Genomic DNA, 16950 nt, shown 5'->3' on the forward strand with positions numbered 1-16950 from the left:
GGAGGAGTTTTTGCCTCCACGCGCGCGAGGTGTGCGAGGGGGCGGGCGGTGCGTCAGAAACCGCCCATCAGGCCGCTGGTGAACGGGTTGCCCGCGCGGCCGAACTCTCCCGTGGGCAGCTTCGTGGCGCCCGACGGGGCGCTGATGTCGCCGGCCTTCCCGAACGTGATGACCAGCGGCAGCCTGCTCCCCTTCGCGTCGTCCGCGAGGGTGGCGAGGTCGACGGAGACGCGGGTCAGGTCGCCGTTCTTCAGGGAGAAGTCGACGGCGACCTTCTTGTCCGGGACCTTCTTGAGGTCCTTGTCCGTGGGCAGTTCGGCGCCCGCCGGGAGGTCGTCGGCCAGCGGCCGCAGCTTGCCGATGACACCGGTGAGCAGGTCGCGGAACGAGGCCCTGGCGACGATCTGCTCGACGCCGTCGGAGCCCTCCTTCTCGCTGAAGGTGACCTCGCGGGCGACGACCGACCGCACGGCCTTGAGGATCTTCTGCTGGGTCCTGCTGTCGATCTCGTCGGCGGCACCGCCCTCGGAGTCCTTGCCGTCCTTGCCGGAGGCGTCCTGCGCGGCGCGTTCGAGTTCGCGGCTGTCGACCTCGGCCCACTTGCCTTCGAGTACCGGCGCGAACTCCTTCCCGCCCTCCGGGAGTTCGTCGGCGGTGGGCAGGGGGAAGCCCACGGCCTCGCCGAGCGCCTTCATGTCGACGCGGTAGTACGCGCGGTCGCCGACCATGCGGTACTCGGCCAGGACGCCGTCGGGCCCCGAGAACTCCATCCCCGTGCCCACGATGTCCTTCTCACCCGAGTCGGCGAGCGGCTTGCGCGACTCGACGGACACCTTGACCCGTACCCCGCTGAGGAACTCCGCGAGCTCGGCCGGCATCGCGTCGTCCGGCCCCGCGCCGCCGGCCAGCTTCACCAGCGCGGACGGCTTGGCGTCGAGGCTCAGCTCGAAGCCGAGCGACTTCTTCCCGCCGAGGCCCTCGACGGCCCGGTCCACCTTCTGGCCGGCGGTGAGGTTCTCGACCGTGCCACAGGCGGCCACGCCGGCGAGCAGGACGGTGGCGCAGCCGGCCGCGGTGAGGGTCCTGCGTATCGCAGGGCTCTTACGGGTGGTGGGGTTCGTGCTCGTGGTGGTGATGACGGTCTCCTTATGACGCCTGGCGGCGTCCCCCTCGTACAGCATGATCATCAGTGAGACCCACGAGTCGTCCACAGGGTTGTGCGGCACGTGTGCCCCGATGGGCGTACGGTCGGAAACATGCGCATTGTCATCGCTGGAGGTCATGGTCAGATCGCGCTGCGGCTGGAGCGGTTGCTCTCCGCGCGTGGTGACGAGGTGGCGGGAATCATCCGCCGAGCCGAGCAGGGCGACGATCTGCGGGCGGCCGGCGCCGAGCCGGTGGTCTGCGATCTGGAGTCCGCCTCGGAGACCGAGGTCGCCGCGCATCTGCGGGGCGCGGACGCGGCGGTCTTTGCGGCGGGTGCGGGTCCGGGCAGCGGAGTGGACCGCAAGGACACCGTGGACCGGGGCGCCGCCGTGCTCTTCGCGGACGCGGCGGCCCGGGCCGGGGTGCGACGCCATGTGGTCGTGTCGTCGATGGGCGCGGATCCGGAGCATCCCGGGGACGACGTCTTCGACGCGTACCAGCGCGCCAAGGGCGAGGCCGACGCGTACGTCCAGGCCCACCGGGGCCTGGACTGGACGATCCTGCGCCCCGGCATGCTGACGAACGACGCGGGCACGGGCCTCATCCGCCTGGAGGCCGCCACGGGGCGGGGCGCCGTGCCGCGCGACGACGTCGCCGCGGTCCTCGCGGAGCTGGTGGACACCCCGGCGACGGCCGGACTGACCCTGGAGCTGATCAGCGGCTCGACACCGGTGTCGGTGGCGGTGAAGTCGGTGGCGGGGAACTAGCCGACCCGAAGGCCGCGGTTCAGAAGACCCGAAGGCCCGAAGACCCGAAGGCCCGAAGAGCGAAAACTCAGCAGAGCCGAAGGTCAGAAGAGCGGGAGCTGGCCGGGGAACTCCGCCACGACGTACCCGTCCAGCGCCGGCTGTGCCGCACCGAGTTCCGCCTGTCTGCGTGACCCCGGGCAGGACACGAGTTCCCCGCTCCCCCGCGCCCCCGGCGGGTCGTGCCGGGCGAACCGCCCGGCGACGACGGCGATCTCGCGACGGCACTCGGGGCAGTTGCGGCGACGTGAGGACATGGAACCAGCGTACGAACAAACCGGCGCACTCGGCCGTCGGCGTGTCCGCACCCTGCGCCGATCCGGCCCGCGATGCACCCGAACACGAAAGAACCCTTTCTCAGCGCAGCGGTGCCGGAATTCGAACCCGAAGGGCTGACCAGTCAGCCCTGTCCCCCGCGCCTCTCGTCTGCAACGTGAACCGTGAGCACCGTTGGACCGAATGATTTTCCATCAGCACGGTTTCTTACTCATTGCGGCAGTTCCGTAGTCATATCCTGAGTCCCTCCGAGGACAGGGAGGCAACGGCTCGTCCAGCGGTACACACCACAGCCGCTCACAGAAGGGGGCGGTCCTGGGTGCATACGCCACATGACGACGCTGCCAACGCCAGAGCTTCCGCCCGGCGGGGGCTGCGCGGGCGAAGCGCAGGCAATTCCCCTCGACGCACCCCGACATGTCGCGTTCGGCCGCGAGGCGGCGACCTCTGCCCACAGGCATGACCAAGGGCCTGTGACCTGCTATTTAAGCAGGTCACAGGCCCTTGGTTCCCGTGTGGCGGCGCCAGGATTCGAACCTGGGAAGGCTAAGCCGGCAGATTTACAGTCTGCTCCCTTTGGCCGCTCGGGCACACCGCCGGGGGTAGCTGCCCTTCGAACCGTCTTTCGGCGGTGCTCTGTGGCAACGACGTAAACGATACCCGATGCCCGGGGGTGCTTCGCCACTCGGTTGAACGGTGCCCGGAGGGGAGGGGATGGCTAGGCTTATGCGGATGCGGCCCGGGACCGACACGGGTTCGGCGGCCGCCACTACGCACCCCGATACAAGGAGCCACAGGACATGGCCGACTCCAGTTTCGACATCGTCTCGAAGGTCGAGCGGCAGGAGGTCGACAACGCCCTCAACCAGGCCGCCAAGGAGATCTCGCAGCGCTACGACTTCAAGAACGTGGGCGCCTCCATCTCCTGGTCCGGCGAGAAGATCCTCATGGAGGCGAACTCCGAGGAGCGGGTCAAGGCCATCCTCGATGTGTTCGAGACCAAGCTGGTCAAGCGCGGGATCTCGCTGAAGGCGCTGGACGCCGGTGAGCCGCAGCTCTCCGGCAAGGAGTACAAGATCTTCGCCTCGATCGAGGAGGGCATCTCCCAGGACAACGCGAAGAAGGTCGCGAAGATCATTCGCGACGAGGGCCCGAAGGGCGTGAAGGCGCAGGTCCAGGGCGACGAGCTGCGCGTCAGCTCGAAGAGCCGCGACGACCTGCAGGCCGTCCAGGCCCTGCTCAAGGGCAAGGACTTCGACTTCGCCCTGCAGTTCGTCAACTACCGGTGACGTTGCCGCTGTTCGACGGACGCAGACCGCGCGTACCGGAAGGGGCGGGTGCCTCGGGTGCCCGCCCCTTCCGTCTTGTTCGCGTGCCTGTTCTCGTGTTCCTCCGCTGTTGTCCGTGAGGACACCGGCACGACGGTGTCCGGTTGCGCCGGTCAGTAGGGTGCGGCTCATGACACAGGAGCTGCGGCGGACACTCGGCCTCGGGGACGCCGTGGTCATCGGCCTCGGCTCGATGATCGGTGCGGGCATCTTCGCCGCGCTGGGGCCCGCGGCACGGGCGGCGGGATCCGGGCTGTTCCTCGGGCTGGGCCTCGCCGCCGTGGTCGCCTACTGCAACGCGACCGCTTCGGCCCGCCTCGCCGCCCGGTATCCCACGTCGGGCGGCACGTACGTGTACGGACGGGAGCGGCTCGGCGCGTTCTGGGGGTACCTGGCGGGCTGGTCGTTCGTCGTGGGCAAGACCTCCTCGTGTGCGGCGATGGCGCTGACGGTGGGCGCGTACGTCTGGCCGGAGCAGGCGCACGCGGTGGCCGTGGGAGCCGTGGTGGCGCTGACCGCGGTGAACTACGGCGGCGTCCAGAAGTCCGCGTGGCTGACGCGGGCGATCGTGGCGGTGGTGCTCGCGGTCCTCGCTTCCGTGGTGGTCGTGTGTCTGACCTCGGGGGAAGCCGGTGCCGGGCGGCTCGACGTGAGTGTCTCCGAGGGAGCCGGCGGGGTGCTTCAGGCTGCCGGACTGCTGTTCTTCGCCTTCGCCGGGTACGCGCGGATCGCGACCCTCGGTGAGGAGGTACGGGATCCGGCCCGCACCATTCCGCGCGCGATCCCTCTCGCGCTCGGTATCGCACTGGTCGTGTACGCGGCGGTGGCGGTGGCGGTCGTCTCCGTGCTGGGGACGGGGGGACTCGGACAGGCGACGGCACCTCTCGCCGACGCGGTGAGCGCCGCCGGGGCGCCGGGGCTCGTCCCCGTCGTACGGGTGGGTGCCGCGGTGGCGGCGCTCGGCTCCCTTCTCGCGCTGATCCTCGGGGTGTCGCGGACGACGCTGGCCATGGCCCGCGACCGGCATCTGCCGACCGGGCTGTCCGCCGTGCATCCACGCTTCCAGGTGCCCCACCGGGCGGAACTCGCCGTCGGAGCGGTGGTCGCGGTGCTGGCCGCGACGGTGGACGTGCGGGGCGCCATCGGTTTCTCCTCCTTCGGCGTGCTGGTGTACTACGCGATCGCCAACGCCTCGGCCTGGACCCTGTCCGCGGCGGTCGTGTCGCGGGTCCTGCCCGCGGTGGGGCTGGTGGGGTGTGTGGTGCTGGCTTTCGCTCTGCCGTGGACGTCCGTGGTCGTGGGCACCGGTGTGCTGGGGGCGGGTGCGGTCGCGTACGGGGTGCGGCGGCGGCTCGCCCCGCGCTGAATCCTTCTCGTTCGCGGGCAGGGACTGCCTGCTGCGGGCAGTGGGTGGGTGCGTACGGGTTCGGTGAGGGCCGGCCCCGGGGCTTTCCGCGCCTCTAAGAGGTGCGTGCCATTCCCGTGCGGGTCCGGAAGTCGGTCCAGGGTTCCAGGTCCGTGCCGTCGTTCAGTTCGTCGTACCAGCCGGTGCCGTCCAGCCAGGCGTCGAGCCAGGCCGTGAGGGTCGGGGCGTCCACGTACCACGCGTGGTCGGCGTCGCCGGCGTTCGGTTCGAACAGGAGGACCGTGGCGTCGGGGGCACGGCAGTCCACGCACGCGTACATGCCGCAGCCCCAGTGCGATATCGGCAGGATGCCGTCCGGCCAGGGCCAGTCGGGGTCCTTGCGGCCGTCCTCGCGGTGGGCGAGGTACTGCGCGACGACGGAGGGTTCGCCCGAGGGCGGGCTGTCGAGCAGGGGCAGCAGACCGTACTCCGGGCCGAAGCCCCCGTCCCCTATCCGCAGGTAGAGGGCGGCGAGCAGCGGCGGGACGGAGAACCCGAGAGCGGACTCGGCCCGGGCGAGTGTGGCCGCGTCCACGGGCTCGGGGAGCGAAGGCCAGCCCCACGGCCGGGAGTTGTGTGCCTGCGCACAGACACGTACCAGCAATTGCTCGATCTCGGTCATGCATTCATGATGCAGGGCCCCACCGACAATCGGGCGGGCCTGTGGACGACCTCAGACCTGTGGACGACCTCAGACGAGACGGACACCGACGCCCTCCTCCCCGAGGAAGGCGAGGAGTTCCTCGAACGTGCAGGGGCGGTGGCCGGTGAGCGGGACGAGGCCGAGGCAGGTGCGGGCCACCTCCGCGTCGTGCCAGAGCAGGGTGAAGGGCAGCCGGGCGCCCCAGCGGCCACGTAGGCAGTCAGCGAGGGCGTCGAGGCCCCGGCCGAAGTAGCCGCCCGGTCCGTTGACCGCCTCGCCGACCGCGCAGAAGAAGCCGGGTTCGTCGGTGATGTGGCGGCCGTCGAGGTGGTACGTACCACCGGGGCCGGCGTCGGGCCGGCCGAAGTCGTGACGTTCCAGTGCCGTGCTCAGCCAGTGGCGGCGGCCTTCCGTGCCGCATCCCGCCCAGCGACCGGGTCCGGTGGGCCGGCCGTCGTCCCACAGTTCCCAGACCTCCTCGGCCGCGGTCGGCGGCCGTTCCGACCAGGGCTCCAGCGTGAGGTCCATCAGGCCGCGGCCCCGAGCCGAGGGGATCCAGGCGGCCAGTTCGCCCTCGACGGCCGACTGGACGGGGTGGCCCGCCCGGTCGAGGCGTACCAGCTTGGCGTGTCCGAGGTCCTCCTCTCCCGCGTCCAGGGCCGTGCGGAGGGCGCCGCGCGGGGAGCAGCCGAGCAGTCGCACGGGCGGTTCGGCGGGATCCGGCTGTCCGTCCGGGACGTGTGCCAGGTCCCGGCAGCCGCCCCACGGCTCGGTCCCGGCAGCCGTCCCGGCGCCGAGCAGCCGGTAGCCCGGGGAGAGCGGCGGACGCCGGGGGTGGTCGAACGGGTTGTGCGGGGACTCGCGTGCCTCGACGGTGAGGTCGCGCCGTGACAGGTCGCGTGCGCACGGGCGGTCGCCGAGGAGGCGTACGTCCTCCAGGGACCACTCCTCGACCCGTCGGCCCTCCTTGTCGAGGATCTCCAGGACGAGGGTGCCGAGAGGTGCCGAGCCTTCCGCACGCGCGCGCGTGCGGGCTTCGTCCAGCGCTCCTCCGGGGGTGCAGCCGAGGAGTTCGTACGTCCCGCGGGCGGGCGGCGGCGGATCGCCGAAGAGGTCCTCGGCGTCCGCGCACAGGGCCCAGATCCCGGCGCCGCTGGTGTCCCCGGTGTCCATGTCCATACCGATGTCGACGCCGATGTCGGCGTCGTACGCCGTCAGGGCGTACTTCGGTGGTCGCACCCCCCGCGCCGCCCTACCGGACCGACGACGCGAACGGCTGGTCGGTGCTCACGATCTCGCGTCCCAGGGGGAACAGGGAGACCGGGATCAGCTTGAAGTTGGCGATGCCCAGGGGGATGCCGATGATCGTGACGCACTGGATGAGACCCGTGACGATGTGGGCGAGCGCCAGCCACCAGCCGGCGAGGACCAGCCACAGGATGTTGACGACGAAGGACGGTGCGCCCGCGTCGTGGCGCTCCACCGTCGTGCGGCCGAACGGCCACAGTGCGTAGACGCCGATACGGAATGACGCGACGCCGAACGGGATGCCGATGATCGTGACGCAGAGCAGCAGGCCCGCGAACATGTAGCCGAGGAACAGCCAGAAGCCGCTCAGGACCAGCCAGATGACGTTCAGGATTGTCTTCACCGGTGGCGACCTGNAGCCAGAAGCCGCTCAGGACCAGCCAGATGACGTTCAGGATTGTCTTCACCGGTGGCGACCTGCCATCTGTTCGAGCCGGGCGATGCGCTCCGCCATCGGCGGGTGTGTGGAGAACATTCTGGAGACTCCCTGGCCCGGGCGGAAGGGGTTGGCGATCATCATGTGGCTCGCCGTCTCGATGCGCGGCTCCGGAGGCAGCGGGAGCTGCTTCGTGCCCGCCTCCAGCTTGCGCAGGGCGCTCGCGAGGGCCAGCGGGTCGCCGGTGAGCTGGGCGCCGGACGCGTCCGCCTCGTACTCCCTGGAGCGGCTGACGGCGAGCTGGATGAGGGACGCGGCGAGCGGACCGAGGATCATGATCATCAGCATGCCGAGGAAGCCCGGGCCGTCGTCGTCGCTGGAGCGGCCGATCGGGATCAGCCAGGCGAAGTTGACCAGGAACATGATGACGGAGGCCAGGGCACCCGCGACGGACGAGATGAGGATGTCGCGGTTGTAGACGTGACTCAGCTCGTGGCCGATGACGCCCCGCAGTTCCCGCTCGTCCAGGAGCCGCAGGATGCCGTCGGTGCAGCACACCGCGGCATTGCGCGGGTTGCGGCCCGTCGCGAACGCGTTCGGTGCCTCCGTCGGGGAGATGTACAGGCGCGGCATGGGCTGGCGAGCCTGGGTGGACAGCTCACGGACCATCCGGTAGAGGGCCGGGGCCTCGAACTCGCTCACCGGGCGCGCGCGCATCGCGCGTAGAGCCAGTTTGTCGCTGTTCCAGTACGCGTACGCGTTCGTGCCGATCGCGACGAGGAGTGCGACGACGAGGCCCATGCGCCCGAAGAAACTGCCGATGACGATGATGAGGGCGGACAGTCCCCCGAGGAGTACGGCGGTCCTGAGCCCGTTGTGCCGGCGGTGCACGGTACGCCCTCCAAATGGTGCGGCAGGGGAACCCTTGCTTGTCGATCTCTGACGTCACTGGATTCCGTGACTCCACGGTCCAGTGGACCCTCCCTCAGTGGTCAACGCCAGGCGGGGAGCACTAGTTCCCTTGTGCGTACGCCGCCGCGCGTCGGCCGTCGGGGTGAGACGACCGCCGCCCCACGCGCGCGGGGCGGCGGTCTCCCGTGCACGCGCGTGGACGCTCCGGGAGAGGTGCCGGAAAGGGCCGGTGGCCGGAAGGGGCTGGTGGCCGGAAGAGGGTCGTGGTCAGAAGAGGCCGGTGTCCGAGAAGCGCAGGACGAGTTGCGGCGCTCCGGAGAGCGCGACCCCCAGGACTGCGGTCAGGGCGATCGCCGCGGTGAGGGGGGCCGGGACGCGGTGGGCCGCGGGCTCGCCCTCGGGGGCGCGGAAGAGCAGGCTCGTCCACTGCAGGTAGTAGAAGAGCGCGATCACCACGTTGACAGCCATCACCACGGCGAGCCAGCCGAGACCCGCGTCGACGGCCGCCGAGAAGACGGTGACCTTCGCGAAGAGGCCGATGACGCCCGGCGGCAGACCGGCCAGGCAGAGCAGGAAGAAACCGAGGACGAGCGCGGCCAGGGGGCGCGAGGCGTACAGGCCGCGGTAGTCGCCGACCCGGTTCAGCGGCTTCGTGCGGGCCACCAGGGCGGCCACCGCGAAGGCCCCGAGGTTCACCGCGGCGTACATGAGCGCGTACGCGAGGGTCGAGCCGACGGCCTTCTCGGCGTCCTCGGAGTACGCGGCGGCGGCGATCGGCACCAGGAGGTAGCCGGCCTGCCCGACGGAGGACCAGGCGAGGAGCCGTACCGCGCTGTACGCGCGCGTGGGCCGTTGCCGCAGGGCTCCGACGTTGCCGATCGTCATGGTGAGGGCGGCCAGGGCGGCGAGTGCCGGGCCCCAGACGTCCGCGTACGACGGGAGGGCGATCACGGTGACCAGGATCAGGCCGGAGAAGCCCACCGCCTTGCCGACGACCGACAGGTAGGCGGCCACCGGGAGGGGCGCTCCCACGTAGGTGTCGGGCACCCAGAAGTGGAAGGGCACGGCGGCCGTCTTGAAGGCGAAGCCGACGAGGGTGAGGACGACGCCCGCCTGGGCGAGGGTGTGCAACTGGCCGTCGACGTCCTCGATGCCGGTGGCGATCCCGGTGAGGTACAGGGTGCCGGTCGACGCGTAGACGAAGCTGACGCCCATCAGGCTCACGGCGGTCGCGGTGACCGAGGACAGGAAGAACTTCAGGGCCGCCTCGGAGGACCTGCGGTCGCCGTGCCTGATGCCGACGAGGGCGAACGCGGGCAGGGAGGCGACCTCCAGGGCGACGATCAGGGTGGCGAGGTCGCGCGAGGCGGGCAGCAGGGCCGCGCCCGCGGCCGAGGAGAGCAGCAGGAACCAGAACTCCCCCTCCGGGAGCTCCTTGTCTGCGTCCTTGTCTGCGTCCTTCAGCGCGGTCATCGACAGGAGGGCCGCGAGGAGCGCGCCGCCGAGGACGAGGAACTGGACGACCAGGGTGAACCGGTCCGCCGTGTAGCTGCACACGTCCGGGTCGCCCGTCAGGCAGAACGTGGAGCGGTCGCCGTCCAGCAGCGGCAGCAGCGCGAGTCCGGCGAGGGCGAGCCCCGCGACGGAGATCCAGCCGAGCAGCGCCTTCCTGTGGTCGCCCAGGAAGAGGTCGGCGACGAGCACCACGAGCGCGACGACCGCCGCGATGGTGGGCGGCGCGATCGCGAGCCAGTCGACGGACTGGACCAGGGACTGCGCCTGGACCTGGACCTGGGAGCTCATCGGGTGCCTCCTGAGAGGAGCTGCTGCACGGCCGGGTCGGTCAGGCCGAGGAGGACCTTGGGCCAGAGCCCGGCGACGACGGTGAGGACGACGAGCGGGGTCCAGGCGGCGAACTCGTACGGCCGGACGTCGGCGAGTGCCGGGCTCTCCCGCTGCGAGGTGGCGCCCATGCAGACCCGGCGGACCACGACGAGCAGGTACGCGGCGGTGAGCAGGGTGCCGAACGCGGCGATCGCCATGAAGGTCAGGAACGCGGGCCGGCTGAGACCGTCGGCGGGGTCGAACGCGCCGAACAGCGCGAGCATCTCGCCCCAGAACCCGGCCAGGCCCGGCAGTCCGAGCGAGGCGACGGCGGCGAAGGCGAGCAGACCGCCCAGGCGCGGGGCCCTGCCGTAGAGCGCGGCGCCGGTCTCCTGCGCGAGGGTGTCGAGGTCGGTCGTGCCGGTGCGGTCCTTGAGCGCGCCGACGAGGAAGAAGAGCAGGCCGGTGATGAGGCCGTGGGCGATGTTGGCGAACAGCGCGCCGTTCACGCCGGTCGGGGTCATCGACGCGATGCCGAGGAGCACGAAGCCCATGTGGCCGACCGAGGAGTACGCGATGAGACGCTTGAGGTCGCCCTTCGCGCCCTGCCGGGCGAGCGCCAGGCAGGCCAGCGAACCGTAGATGATCCCGACGACCGCGAGGGCGGCGAGGTACGGGGCGAAGGTGCTCATGCCGTCCGGCGCGACGGGCAGCAGGATCCGGACGAACCCGTACGTGCCCATCTTCAGCAGGACGCCGGCCAGCAGGACCGAGCCGACGGTCGGGGCGGCGGTGTGCGCGTCCGGCAGCCAGCTGTGCAGCGGCCACATCGGCGTCTTGACCGCGAGCCCGATCCCGACCGCCAGAACGGCGACGACCTGCACCGACGTGGTCAGCTCGGGGTGATTGTCAGTGGCGAGTGCCACCATGTCGAAAGTGCCCGCCCTGAGTCCGATCAGGAGCAGGCCCAGCAGCATGACGACGGAACCGAGCAGGGTGTAGAGGATGAACTTCCAGGCCGCCCGGGTGCGTTGCTCACCGCCCCAGCGGGCGATGAGGAAGTACATCGGGATGAGCACCATCTCGAAGGCCAGGAAGAACAGCAGCAGGTCGAGGACGGCGAAGGTCGCGAGGGTGCCGGACTCCAGGACGAGGACGAGCGCCACGAACGCCTTGGGGGACGGGCCCGACGGCAGGTGGAAGTAGGAGTACAGCGCGCACAGGAAGGTCAGCAGCGCGGTCAGCACGAGGAGGGGGAGGGAGATGCCGTCGATGCCGAGGTGGATCCGCACGTCGAGTGCGGGGATCCAGCTGATGTCCGTCGTGGCCTGCATCCGCTGTGCCGTGGCCGGGGTGTCGTGGTCGAAGCCGAGCGCGAGGACGATCGCGGCGATGAGTACGGCGCCGGTGACCGTCACGCCGTGCCGCAGCACGGCCTGCTCGGGAGACTTCCCCTTCAGTCCGGGCGGCGCCGGCAGGAGGGCCGCGGCGGCCCCGAGGAGCGGGGCGACGACGACGAACGCGAGAAGGAACTGCATCACGGACTCGTTGATATCGATCACGCCTGCTCACGCTCCCGCGGTGGCGACGAGGAGGACGGCGACCACCAGGACGACGGTGCCGGCGAACAGCGCGCTGACGTAGGTCTGCACGTTGCCGGTCTGGGCGCGCCGGACGGCCGTCCCCAGCCAGCGGGGCAGGGCACCCGCGCCGCGTACGTAGGTGTCGACGACCTCGCGGTCGAGGAACCGGACGAGTGCGGCCGCGCCCCGGACCGGGCGGACGAGGAGCGTCGTGTACACCGCGTCCAGGTGGAATCCGACGGCCGCGTGGCGGTGCAGCGGGCCGAGCAGGAGCCGGCCGGGATCCGCCGGGTCGGGCGCGGAGGCCGCACTGCCGTACGCGGGTTCGTGACTGGCGATGGCCTCGGCCTCGACCAGGCCGCCGTCGGCGCCCGGATGGGCCGCGACCGCTCCCATGGGGAAGCGGCCCGACAGGGCGGTGGTGTGCCGCCACGCCCCGTAGGTGACGATGCCGCCCACCAGGGCGACACCCGTGCCGAGGACGGCGGTGGCGAGGGTCGGGGTGAGGTCCCGGCCGTCGAACCAGTCGGGCAGCACGCCGGTGGCGAGTCCGAAGACGAGTGACGGGAGGGCGAGGACCCACAGCACGGAGTTCATGGCGACGGGCTGCCTGCCGTGGTCGGGGGCTTCGGTGCCGTGGCCGCGGAAGGCGAGCAGCCACAGGCGCGTCGCGTAGGCGGCGGTCAGCAGGGCCGTCACCAGACCGGAGACGAGGACGATCCAGCCCGCGGCACCGGGGACGTGTTCGGCGTGGCCGGTGGCGGCGTGCTCGGCGGCACCGAGGACGGCTTCCTTGGAGAAGAAGCCGCTGAAGGGCGGGATCGCGGCGAGCGCGAGGAGCGCCACGGTCATCGTCCAGTAGGCGTCGGGGACGCGGGCGCGCAGGTCCTTCATCCGGGACATGGCGGCCAGCGAGTTGGTGCCGGCCGCGTGGATGATCACGCCCGCCGCGAGGAACAGCAGCGCCTTGAAGGCGCCGTGCGCAAGGAGGTGGAAGACGGCGGCACCGCGGTCGCCGACGGCGAGCGCGCCGGTCATGTAGCCGAGCTGGCCGATCGTCGAGTACGCGAGGACCCGCTTGATGTCGTCCTGGGCGAGCGCGGCGAGGGCCGAGCCGGCCATCGTCACGGCGGCCAGCACGGCGAGGACGACCAGCGCCGCCGCGGAGGCGGCGAAGACCGGGAGGAGCCGGGCGATGAAGTAGACACCGGCGGCGACCATCGTCGCGGCGTGGATCAGCGCGGAGACGGGGGTGGGGCCCGCCATCGCGTCGGGCAGCCAGGTGTGGAGCGGGAACTGCGCCGACTTGCCCGCCACACCGGCGAGGAGCAGCAGGGCGATCAGGGTCGGGTGGTCGAGTCCGCCGCTCGCGACGGTGCCGAGGACCTTCGTGATGCGGAACGAACCGGTGTCGGCGGCGAGCGCGAACAGGCCGATCAGGAAGGGGACGTCGCCGAGCTTGGTGACGAGGAACGCCTTGATGGAGGCGGCGCGCGCCTCCGGGGTCTCCCAGTAGTGGCCGACGAGGAAGTACGAGCAGATGCCCATGACCTCCCAGCCGACCAGCAGCACCATCAGGTCGCCCGAGTAGACGACGAGCAGCATCGCGGAGGTGAAGAGGGAGACGAGGGCGGCGTACGAGGGGTAGCGCGGGTCGTCGCGCAGATAGCCCGTCGAGTAGATCTGCACACAGGTCGCGACCAGGCCGACGAGGACGGCGGCGAGGGCGGCGAAGCCGTCGATGTGCAGGGCGAGTTCGACGGGGACCGAACCGGTGGGAGTGAGCTCGGTCGCCGCGTCCACGGCCCGTCCGCCGCCCTGGCGTACGGCGACGGCCACGGCGAGTGCGAGGGCGGCGAGGGAGGGCAGGACGGCGAGGGGGCGTACGAAGCCGGCGGCCGAGCGGCCCAGGAACAGTCCGGCCGCGGCGCCCAGGAACGGGAGGAGGGGGACGAGGACGGCGAGGGTGGTCGTGGTCACGCGGTGGCCTCAGCCTTCTCGGCCGGCTCGCTCCGGGCGGACCCGGAGACGGCGTCGTCGTCGGACTCGTCGGTCCCGTCGGTCCCGTCGGTCCCGTCGGTGTCCGCGGTACCGGACTCCGCGGTGTCGCGGAGCACGTCGATGTTCGCGGTGCCGCGGTTGCGGTGGACGGCGAGGACGATCGCCAGGCCGATGCCGATCTCGGCGGCGGCGATGGCGATGGTGAACAGGGTCAGGGCCTGGCCGGAGTGCAGGGTGTCCTGGGCGGTCTTGCTGAGCCAGACGTCGAAGGCGACGAGGTTGAGGTTGACGGCGTTGAGCATCAGCTCGACGGACATCAGGACCAGGATCGCGTTGCGGCGCGCCAGGACTCCGTACAGACCGGTGCAGAAGAGGAGGGCGGAGAGTACGGCCGGGTAGGCGAGGTGCATCAGCGGGCGCCTTCCTTGTCACTCCGGGGGACGTCGCTGCGCGGGCCCGGGGGGCGCGGCGGGCCGGGCGGACTCGGGGTGGCCGTCGCCTTCGCCTTCGTCCTGCGGGAGAGGACGATCGCGCCGACCAGGGCGGCGAGCAGCAGGACCGAGAGGGCCTCGAAGGGGAGCACCCAGCTCTGGAAGAGGCTCGCGCCGGTGACCGCGGTGGAGCCGGCGGCGGCACCGTCCAGGTCGATCCAGGTCGTCCGGAAGGCGTCGACGACGACCCAGACGAGGGCGGCGGCCGCGGCGACCGCCACGGCGAGGGCCACCCACCGGTTGCCCGAGTCGGCGTCCGGGGAACGGCCGATGGGGGCCCGGGTGAGCATCAGACCGAAGAGGAGGAGGACGACGACGGAACCGACGTAGATGAGGACCTGCACCCAGGCGATGAACTCGGCCGTGAGGAGGAGGTACTCGACGGCGAGGCCGCCGAGGGCGACCACCAGCCACAGGGCGGCGTGCACCAGCTGCTTCGTGGTGACCGTGACGACCGCGGCGCCGAAGGTGACCAGGCCGACGAGGAGGAAGGCGATCTCGACGCCGGTCGGGGAGAGGAAGCCGTGGGTCTCGGCGGCGGTGGTGGTCGTGGCCCGTGCCGCCGTGGCGGCGGCCGCGGCGGGGCTCACGAGGGGCCTCCCTGCGGGTCGGTTCCCTGCGGATCGGTTCCCTGCGGGTCGGTTGGCTCGGTCCGGCCCTGGGACTTGTTCTGGACCTGGACCGCTGTCCCAGCCTGCGCTTCTGCCTGTACCTGTACCTGTACCTGTACCTGTGCCTCTGCCGCGGCCAGTTTCTCGGCGGTCTTGCGGGCGGCGGCGATCTCCTTGGGTTCCTCGGCACCGGGGTCGAGGGCCGGCGGGGCCGGTACGGTCCACATCCAGTCGCGGAGCTTGTCGCGTTCGTGGGTGAGTTCGTGGATCTCGGTCTCGGCGTACTCGAACTCGGGGGACCAGAAGAGGGCGTCGAACGGGCAGACCTCGATGCAGATGCCGCAGTACATGCAGAGGGCGAAGTCGATGGCGAAGCGGTCGAGGACGTTGCGGCTGCGCTCGCGGCCACCGGGAGCGGCGGGTGGGATCGTCTCCTTGTGGGAGTCGATGTAGATGCACCAGTCCGGACACTCGCGGGCGCACAGCATGCAGACCGTGCAGTTCTCCTCGAAGAGGCCGATGACGCCGCGGGAGCGGGGCGGGAGTTCGGGCTGGGTGTCCGGGTACTGCGCGGTGACGGTCTTCTTCGTCATCGTGCGCAGGGTGACAGCCAGACCCTTGGCCAGGCCTGAACCGGGGATCGACGGGCGGGACATGGTTACGCGATCACCACCTTGACGATGCCCGTGAGGGCGATCTGGGCGAGGGAGAGGGGGACGAGGAGGGTCCAGGCGAGTTTCTGGAGCTGGTCCTCGCGCAGGCGCGGGTAGGTGACGCGCAGCCAGATGACGACGAAGGCGAGGACCGCGGCCTTGAGCAGGGTCCAGACCCAGCCGAGACCGTCCTCGCCCCACGGGCCGTGCCAGCCGCCCAGGAAGAGCACGGTGGTCAGGCCGCTCAGGACGACGATCCCGGCGTACTCGGCGAGGAGGAACAGGGCGAAGCGCAGACCCGTGTACTCGGTGTACGCGCCGAAGATGATCTCCGAGTCGGCCACCGGCATGTCGAAGGGCGGGCGCTGGAGTTCGGCGAGGCCCGCCACGAAGAAGACGATCGCGCCGATGATCTGCCAGGGCAGCCACCACCACTCGAAGGCGTCGACGATGCCGGGGAGGGAGACCGTGCCGGCCGCCATCGCGACCGACGCGGCGGTCAGCAGCATCGGGAGTTCGTACGCGAGGAGCTGGGCGGCGGTGCGCAGGCCGCCGAGGAGGGAGAACTTGTTGGCCGAGGCCCAGCCCGCCATGAGCGAGCCGAGGACGCTCACGCCCATCACGGCGAGGACGAAGAAGATGCCCGCGTCGACGACCTCACCGACCGCGCCCTCGCCCGGGCCGATCGGGATGGCGAGGATGACGACGAGGTACGGGAGGAGGGCCACGGCGGGGGCGAGCTGGAAGACACGGCGGTCGGCGCCCGCCGGGACCACGTCCTCCTTCTGCGCGAACTTCACGCCGTCCGCCACGAGTTGCGCCCAGCCGTGGAAGCCGCCGGCGTACATGGGGCCGAGACGGCCCTGCATGTGGGCCATCACCTTGTGCTCGGCCTGGCCCACGAGAAGGGGGAACGTCAGGAACACGACGAAGACGACGAGGAGTCGCAGGGCGACGTCGAGAGCGTCGTTCACTGCGGGCCTCCGGGAGGGCTCTGGGGGGCGGGAGGACTCTGGGGGGCGGGAGGGTCTTCGGTGGGGTCGCTGACGGCCGGGGGGTGCGGAGGGCTGTCCTCCGGCACCGGGTCCTTCTCGGATTCCGGCGCGTTCCCTGGCTCCGGGGTCTTTTCGGCGGCCGGGGACGCTTCGGGCTCGTCGAAAGCCGGGCGGGCACGGTGCCACGGGGCGTCCGGGCTGCCGGTCCCGGCCGTGCTCCCGGTCCCAGTCGTGCCCCCGGTCCCGGTCGACGCCGTTGCCTCGGCCGGAGTGGTCGGTGCGGCGGAGGGAGCCGGTTCCGCCGAAGCCGGGGAGCCGGCGGGGTCGATGGGGCCGGCGGGGCCGGTGGCGTCCTGGGGCTGCCGTCGCCGGCTCGCCGAGCCTCCGCCGGCGCTTCGCGCGCGCAGCGGCGGGCCGGGGGTCGTCGGCTCGGCCACCGGGGTGGCCGTGGCCGACTGCGCGTTCGGAGAGGTCGGCTCGGAGCCCGTAGCGGGTGGCTTCGCGGCCGGGGCGGGCGCCGGTGTCGCCGTCTGGCTCGCCGAGCCGTCCCCGGCCGTACGGGTCCGCCGCGCGGGGCGGTCGCCGGCCGCCG

At 71.4% G+C, this 16950-nt stretch carries 16 protein-coding genes, 1 tRNA gene and 1 pseudogene; 4 read left to right on the forward strand and 14 right to left on the reverse strand.

What is annotated here, in order from left to right; genetic code table 11:
• Positions 1-53: 53 nt before the first annotated feature.
• Complete coding sequence (locus KM933_RS17320) at positions 54-1226, reverse strand: hypothetical protein (RefSeq protein WP_308013430.1); 1173 nt, start codon at positions 1224-1226, stop codon at positions 54-56.
• Positions 1227-1256: 30 nt separating this feature from the next.
• Between KM933_RS17320 and KM933_RS17325 the strand changes: the two genes are divergently transcribed.
• The gene (locus KM933_RS17325) at positions 1257-1913 is read left to right on the forward strand and encodes an NAD(P)H-binding protein (protein ID WP_221353097.1); all 657 of its coding nucleotides are present in this window, start codon (positions 1257-1259) and stop codon (positions 1911-1913) included.
• A gap of 83 nt (positions 1914-1996) precedes the next feature.
• Here KM933_RS17325 and KM933_RS17330 read toward each other — a convergent pair whose 3' ends face one another.
• Both KM933_RS17330 and KM933_RS17335 read right to left on the reverse strand, forming a co-directional pair.
• Positions 1997-2209: a hypothetical protein gene (locus tag KM933_RS17330; protein ID WP_055614634.1), complete on the reverse strand. Its 213-nt coding sequence runs from the start codon at positions 2207-2209 to the stop codon at positions 1997-1999.
• A gap of 535 nt (positions 2210-2744) precedes the next feature.
• Positions 2745-2826, reverse strand: a tRNA-Tyr gene (locus KM933_RS17335).
• A 202-nt stretch (positions 2827-3028) separates the two neighbouring features.
• On the opposite strand from KM933_RS17335, the gene KM933_RS17340 reads away from it, so the two are divergent.
• Both KM933_RS17340 and KM933_RS17345 read left to right on the forward strand, forming a co-directional pair.
• Complete coding sequence (locus KM933_RS17340) at positions 3029-3517, forward strand: YajQ family cyclic di-GMP-binding protein (protein ID WP_099925456.1); 489 nt, start codon at positions 3029-3031, stop codon at positions 3515-3517.
• Between the two features lie 169 nt (positions 3518-3686).
• A complete protein-coding gene (locus tag KM933_RS17345; RefSeq protein ID WP_221353099.1) occupies positions 3687-4922 on the forward strand; it encodes an APC family permease in 1236 nt (411 codons plus the stop codon).
• A gap of 94 nt (positions 4923-5016) precedes the next feature.
• Here KM933_RS17345 and KM933_RS17350 read toward each other — a convergent pair whose 3' ends face one another.
• The 11 genes from KM933_RS17350 to KM933_RS17400 form a co-directional block, all read right to left on the reverse strand.
• Positions 5017-5583 (reverse strand): SMI1/KNR4 family protein, encoded by a 567-nt coding sequence (locus tag KM933_RS17350; RefSeq protein ID WP_221353101.1) that lies wholly within the window; start codon positions 5581-5583, stop codon positions 5017-5019.
• 69 nt (positions 5584-5652) lie between these two features.
• A complete protein-coding gene (locus KM933_RS17355) occupies positions 5653-6843 on the reverse strand; it encodes a barstar family protein (RefSeq protein ID WP_308013431.1) in 1191 nt (396 codons plus the stop codon).
• Between the two features lie 13 nt (positions 6844-6856).
• Positions 6857-7255: a YccF domain-containing protein gene (locus KM933_RS17360; RefSeq protein ID WP_221353103.1), complete on the reverse strand. Its 399-nt coding sequence runs from the start codon at positions 7253-7255 to the stop codon at positions 6857-6859.
• 60 nt (positions 7256-7315) lie between these two features.
• Positions 7316-8179: a zinc metalloprotease HtpX gene (htpX, locus tag KM933_RS17365; RefSeq protein ID WP_221353106.1), complete on the reverse strand. Its 864-nt coding sequence runs from the start codon at positions 8177-8179 to the stop codon at positions 7316-7318.
• 288 nt (positions 8180-8467) lie between these two features.
• Positions 8468-10003, reverse strand: a complete 1536-nt coding sequence (locus tag KM933_RS17370) for an NADH-quinone oxidoreductase subunit N (RefSeq protein WP_221353108.1) — start codon at positions 10001-10003, stop codon at positions 8468-8470.
• On the reverse strand, positions 10000-11586 hold the full coding sequence (locus tag KM933_RS17375) for an NADH-quinone oxidoreductase subunit M (protein ID WP_221353110.1): 1587 nt from the start codon (positions 11584-11586) through the stop codon (positions 10000-10002). Before KM933_RS17375 ends, KM933_RS17370 begins: the two co-directional genes overlap by 4 nt.
• A 6-nt stretch (positions 11587-11592) precedes the next feature.
• The gene (locus KM933_RS17380) at positions 11593-13587 is read right to left on the reverse strand and encodes an NADH-quinone oxidoreductase subunit 5 family protein (RefSeq protein ID WP_221353112.1); all 1995 of its coding nucleotides are present in this window, start codon (positions 13585-13587) and stop codon (positions 11593-11595) included.
• The gene (gene nuoK, locus KM933_RS17385; protein WP_221353114.1) at positions 13584-14018 is read right to left on the reverse strand and encodes an NADH-quinone oxidoreductase subunit NuoK; all 435 of its coding nucleotides are present in this window, start codon (positions 14016-14018) and stop codon (positions 13584-13586) included. Before nuoK ends, KM933_RS17380 begins: the two co-directional genes overlap by 4 nt.
• The gene (locus tag KM933_RS17390; protein WP_221353116.1) at positions 14018-14689 is read right to left on the reverse strand and encodes an NADH-quinone oxidoreductase subunit J family protein; all 672 of its coding nucleotides are present in this window, start codon (positions 14687-14689) and stop codon (positions 14018-14020) included. Before KM933_RS17390 ends, nuoK begins: the two co-directional genes overlap by 1 nt.
• Positions 14686-15366 carry a NuoI/complex I 23 kDa subunit family protein gene (locus KM933_RS17395; RefSeq protein WP_221353118.1) on the reverse strand — a complete coding sequence of 227 codons (681 nt, stop codon included), beginning with the start codon at positions 15364-15366 and terminating at the stop codon, positions 14686-14688. Before KM933_RS17395 ends, KM933_RS17390 begins: the two co-directional genes overlap by 4 nt.
• A gap of 2 nt (positions 15367-15368) precedes the next feature.
• Entirely contained in the window at positions 15369-16337 is a 969-nt protein-coding gene (locus KM933_RS17400) for a complex I subunit 1/NuoH family protein (protein ID WP_221353120.1), read from the reverse strand.
• Between the two features lie 252 nt (positions 16338-16589).
• Between KM933_RS17400 and KM933_RS17405 the strand changes: the two are divergent.
• Positions 16590-16950, forward strand: a pseudogene (locus KM933_RS17405) (hypothetical protein); the annotation flags it as partial.

Source organism: Streptomyces beigongshangae (assembly GCF_019710745.1).
GTDB lineage: Bacteria > Actinomycetota > Actinomycetes > Streptomycetales > Streptomycetaceae > Streptomyces > Streptomyces beigongshangae.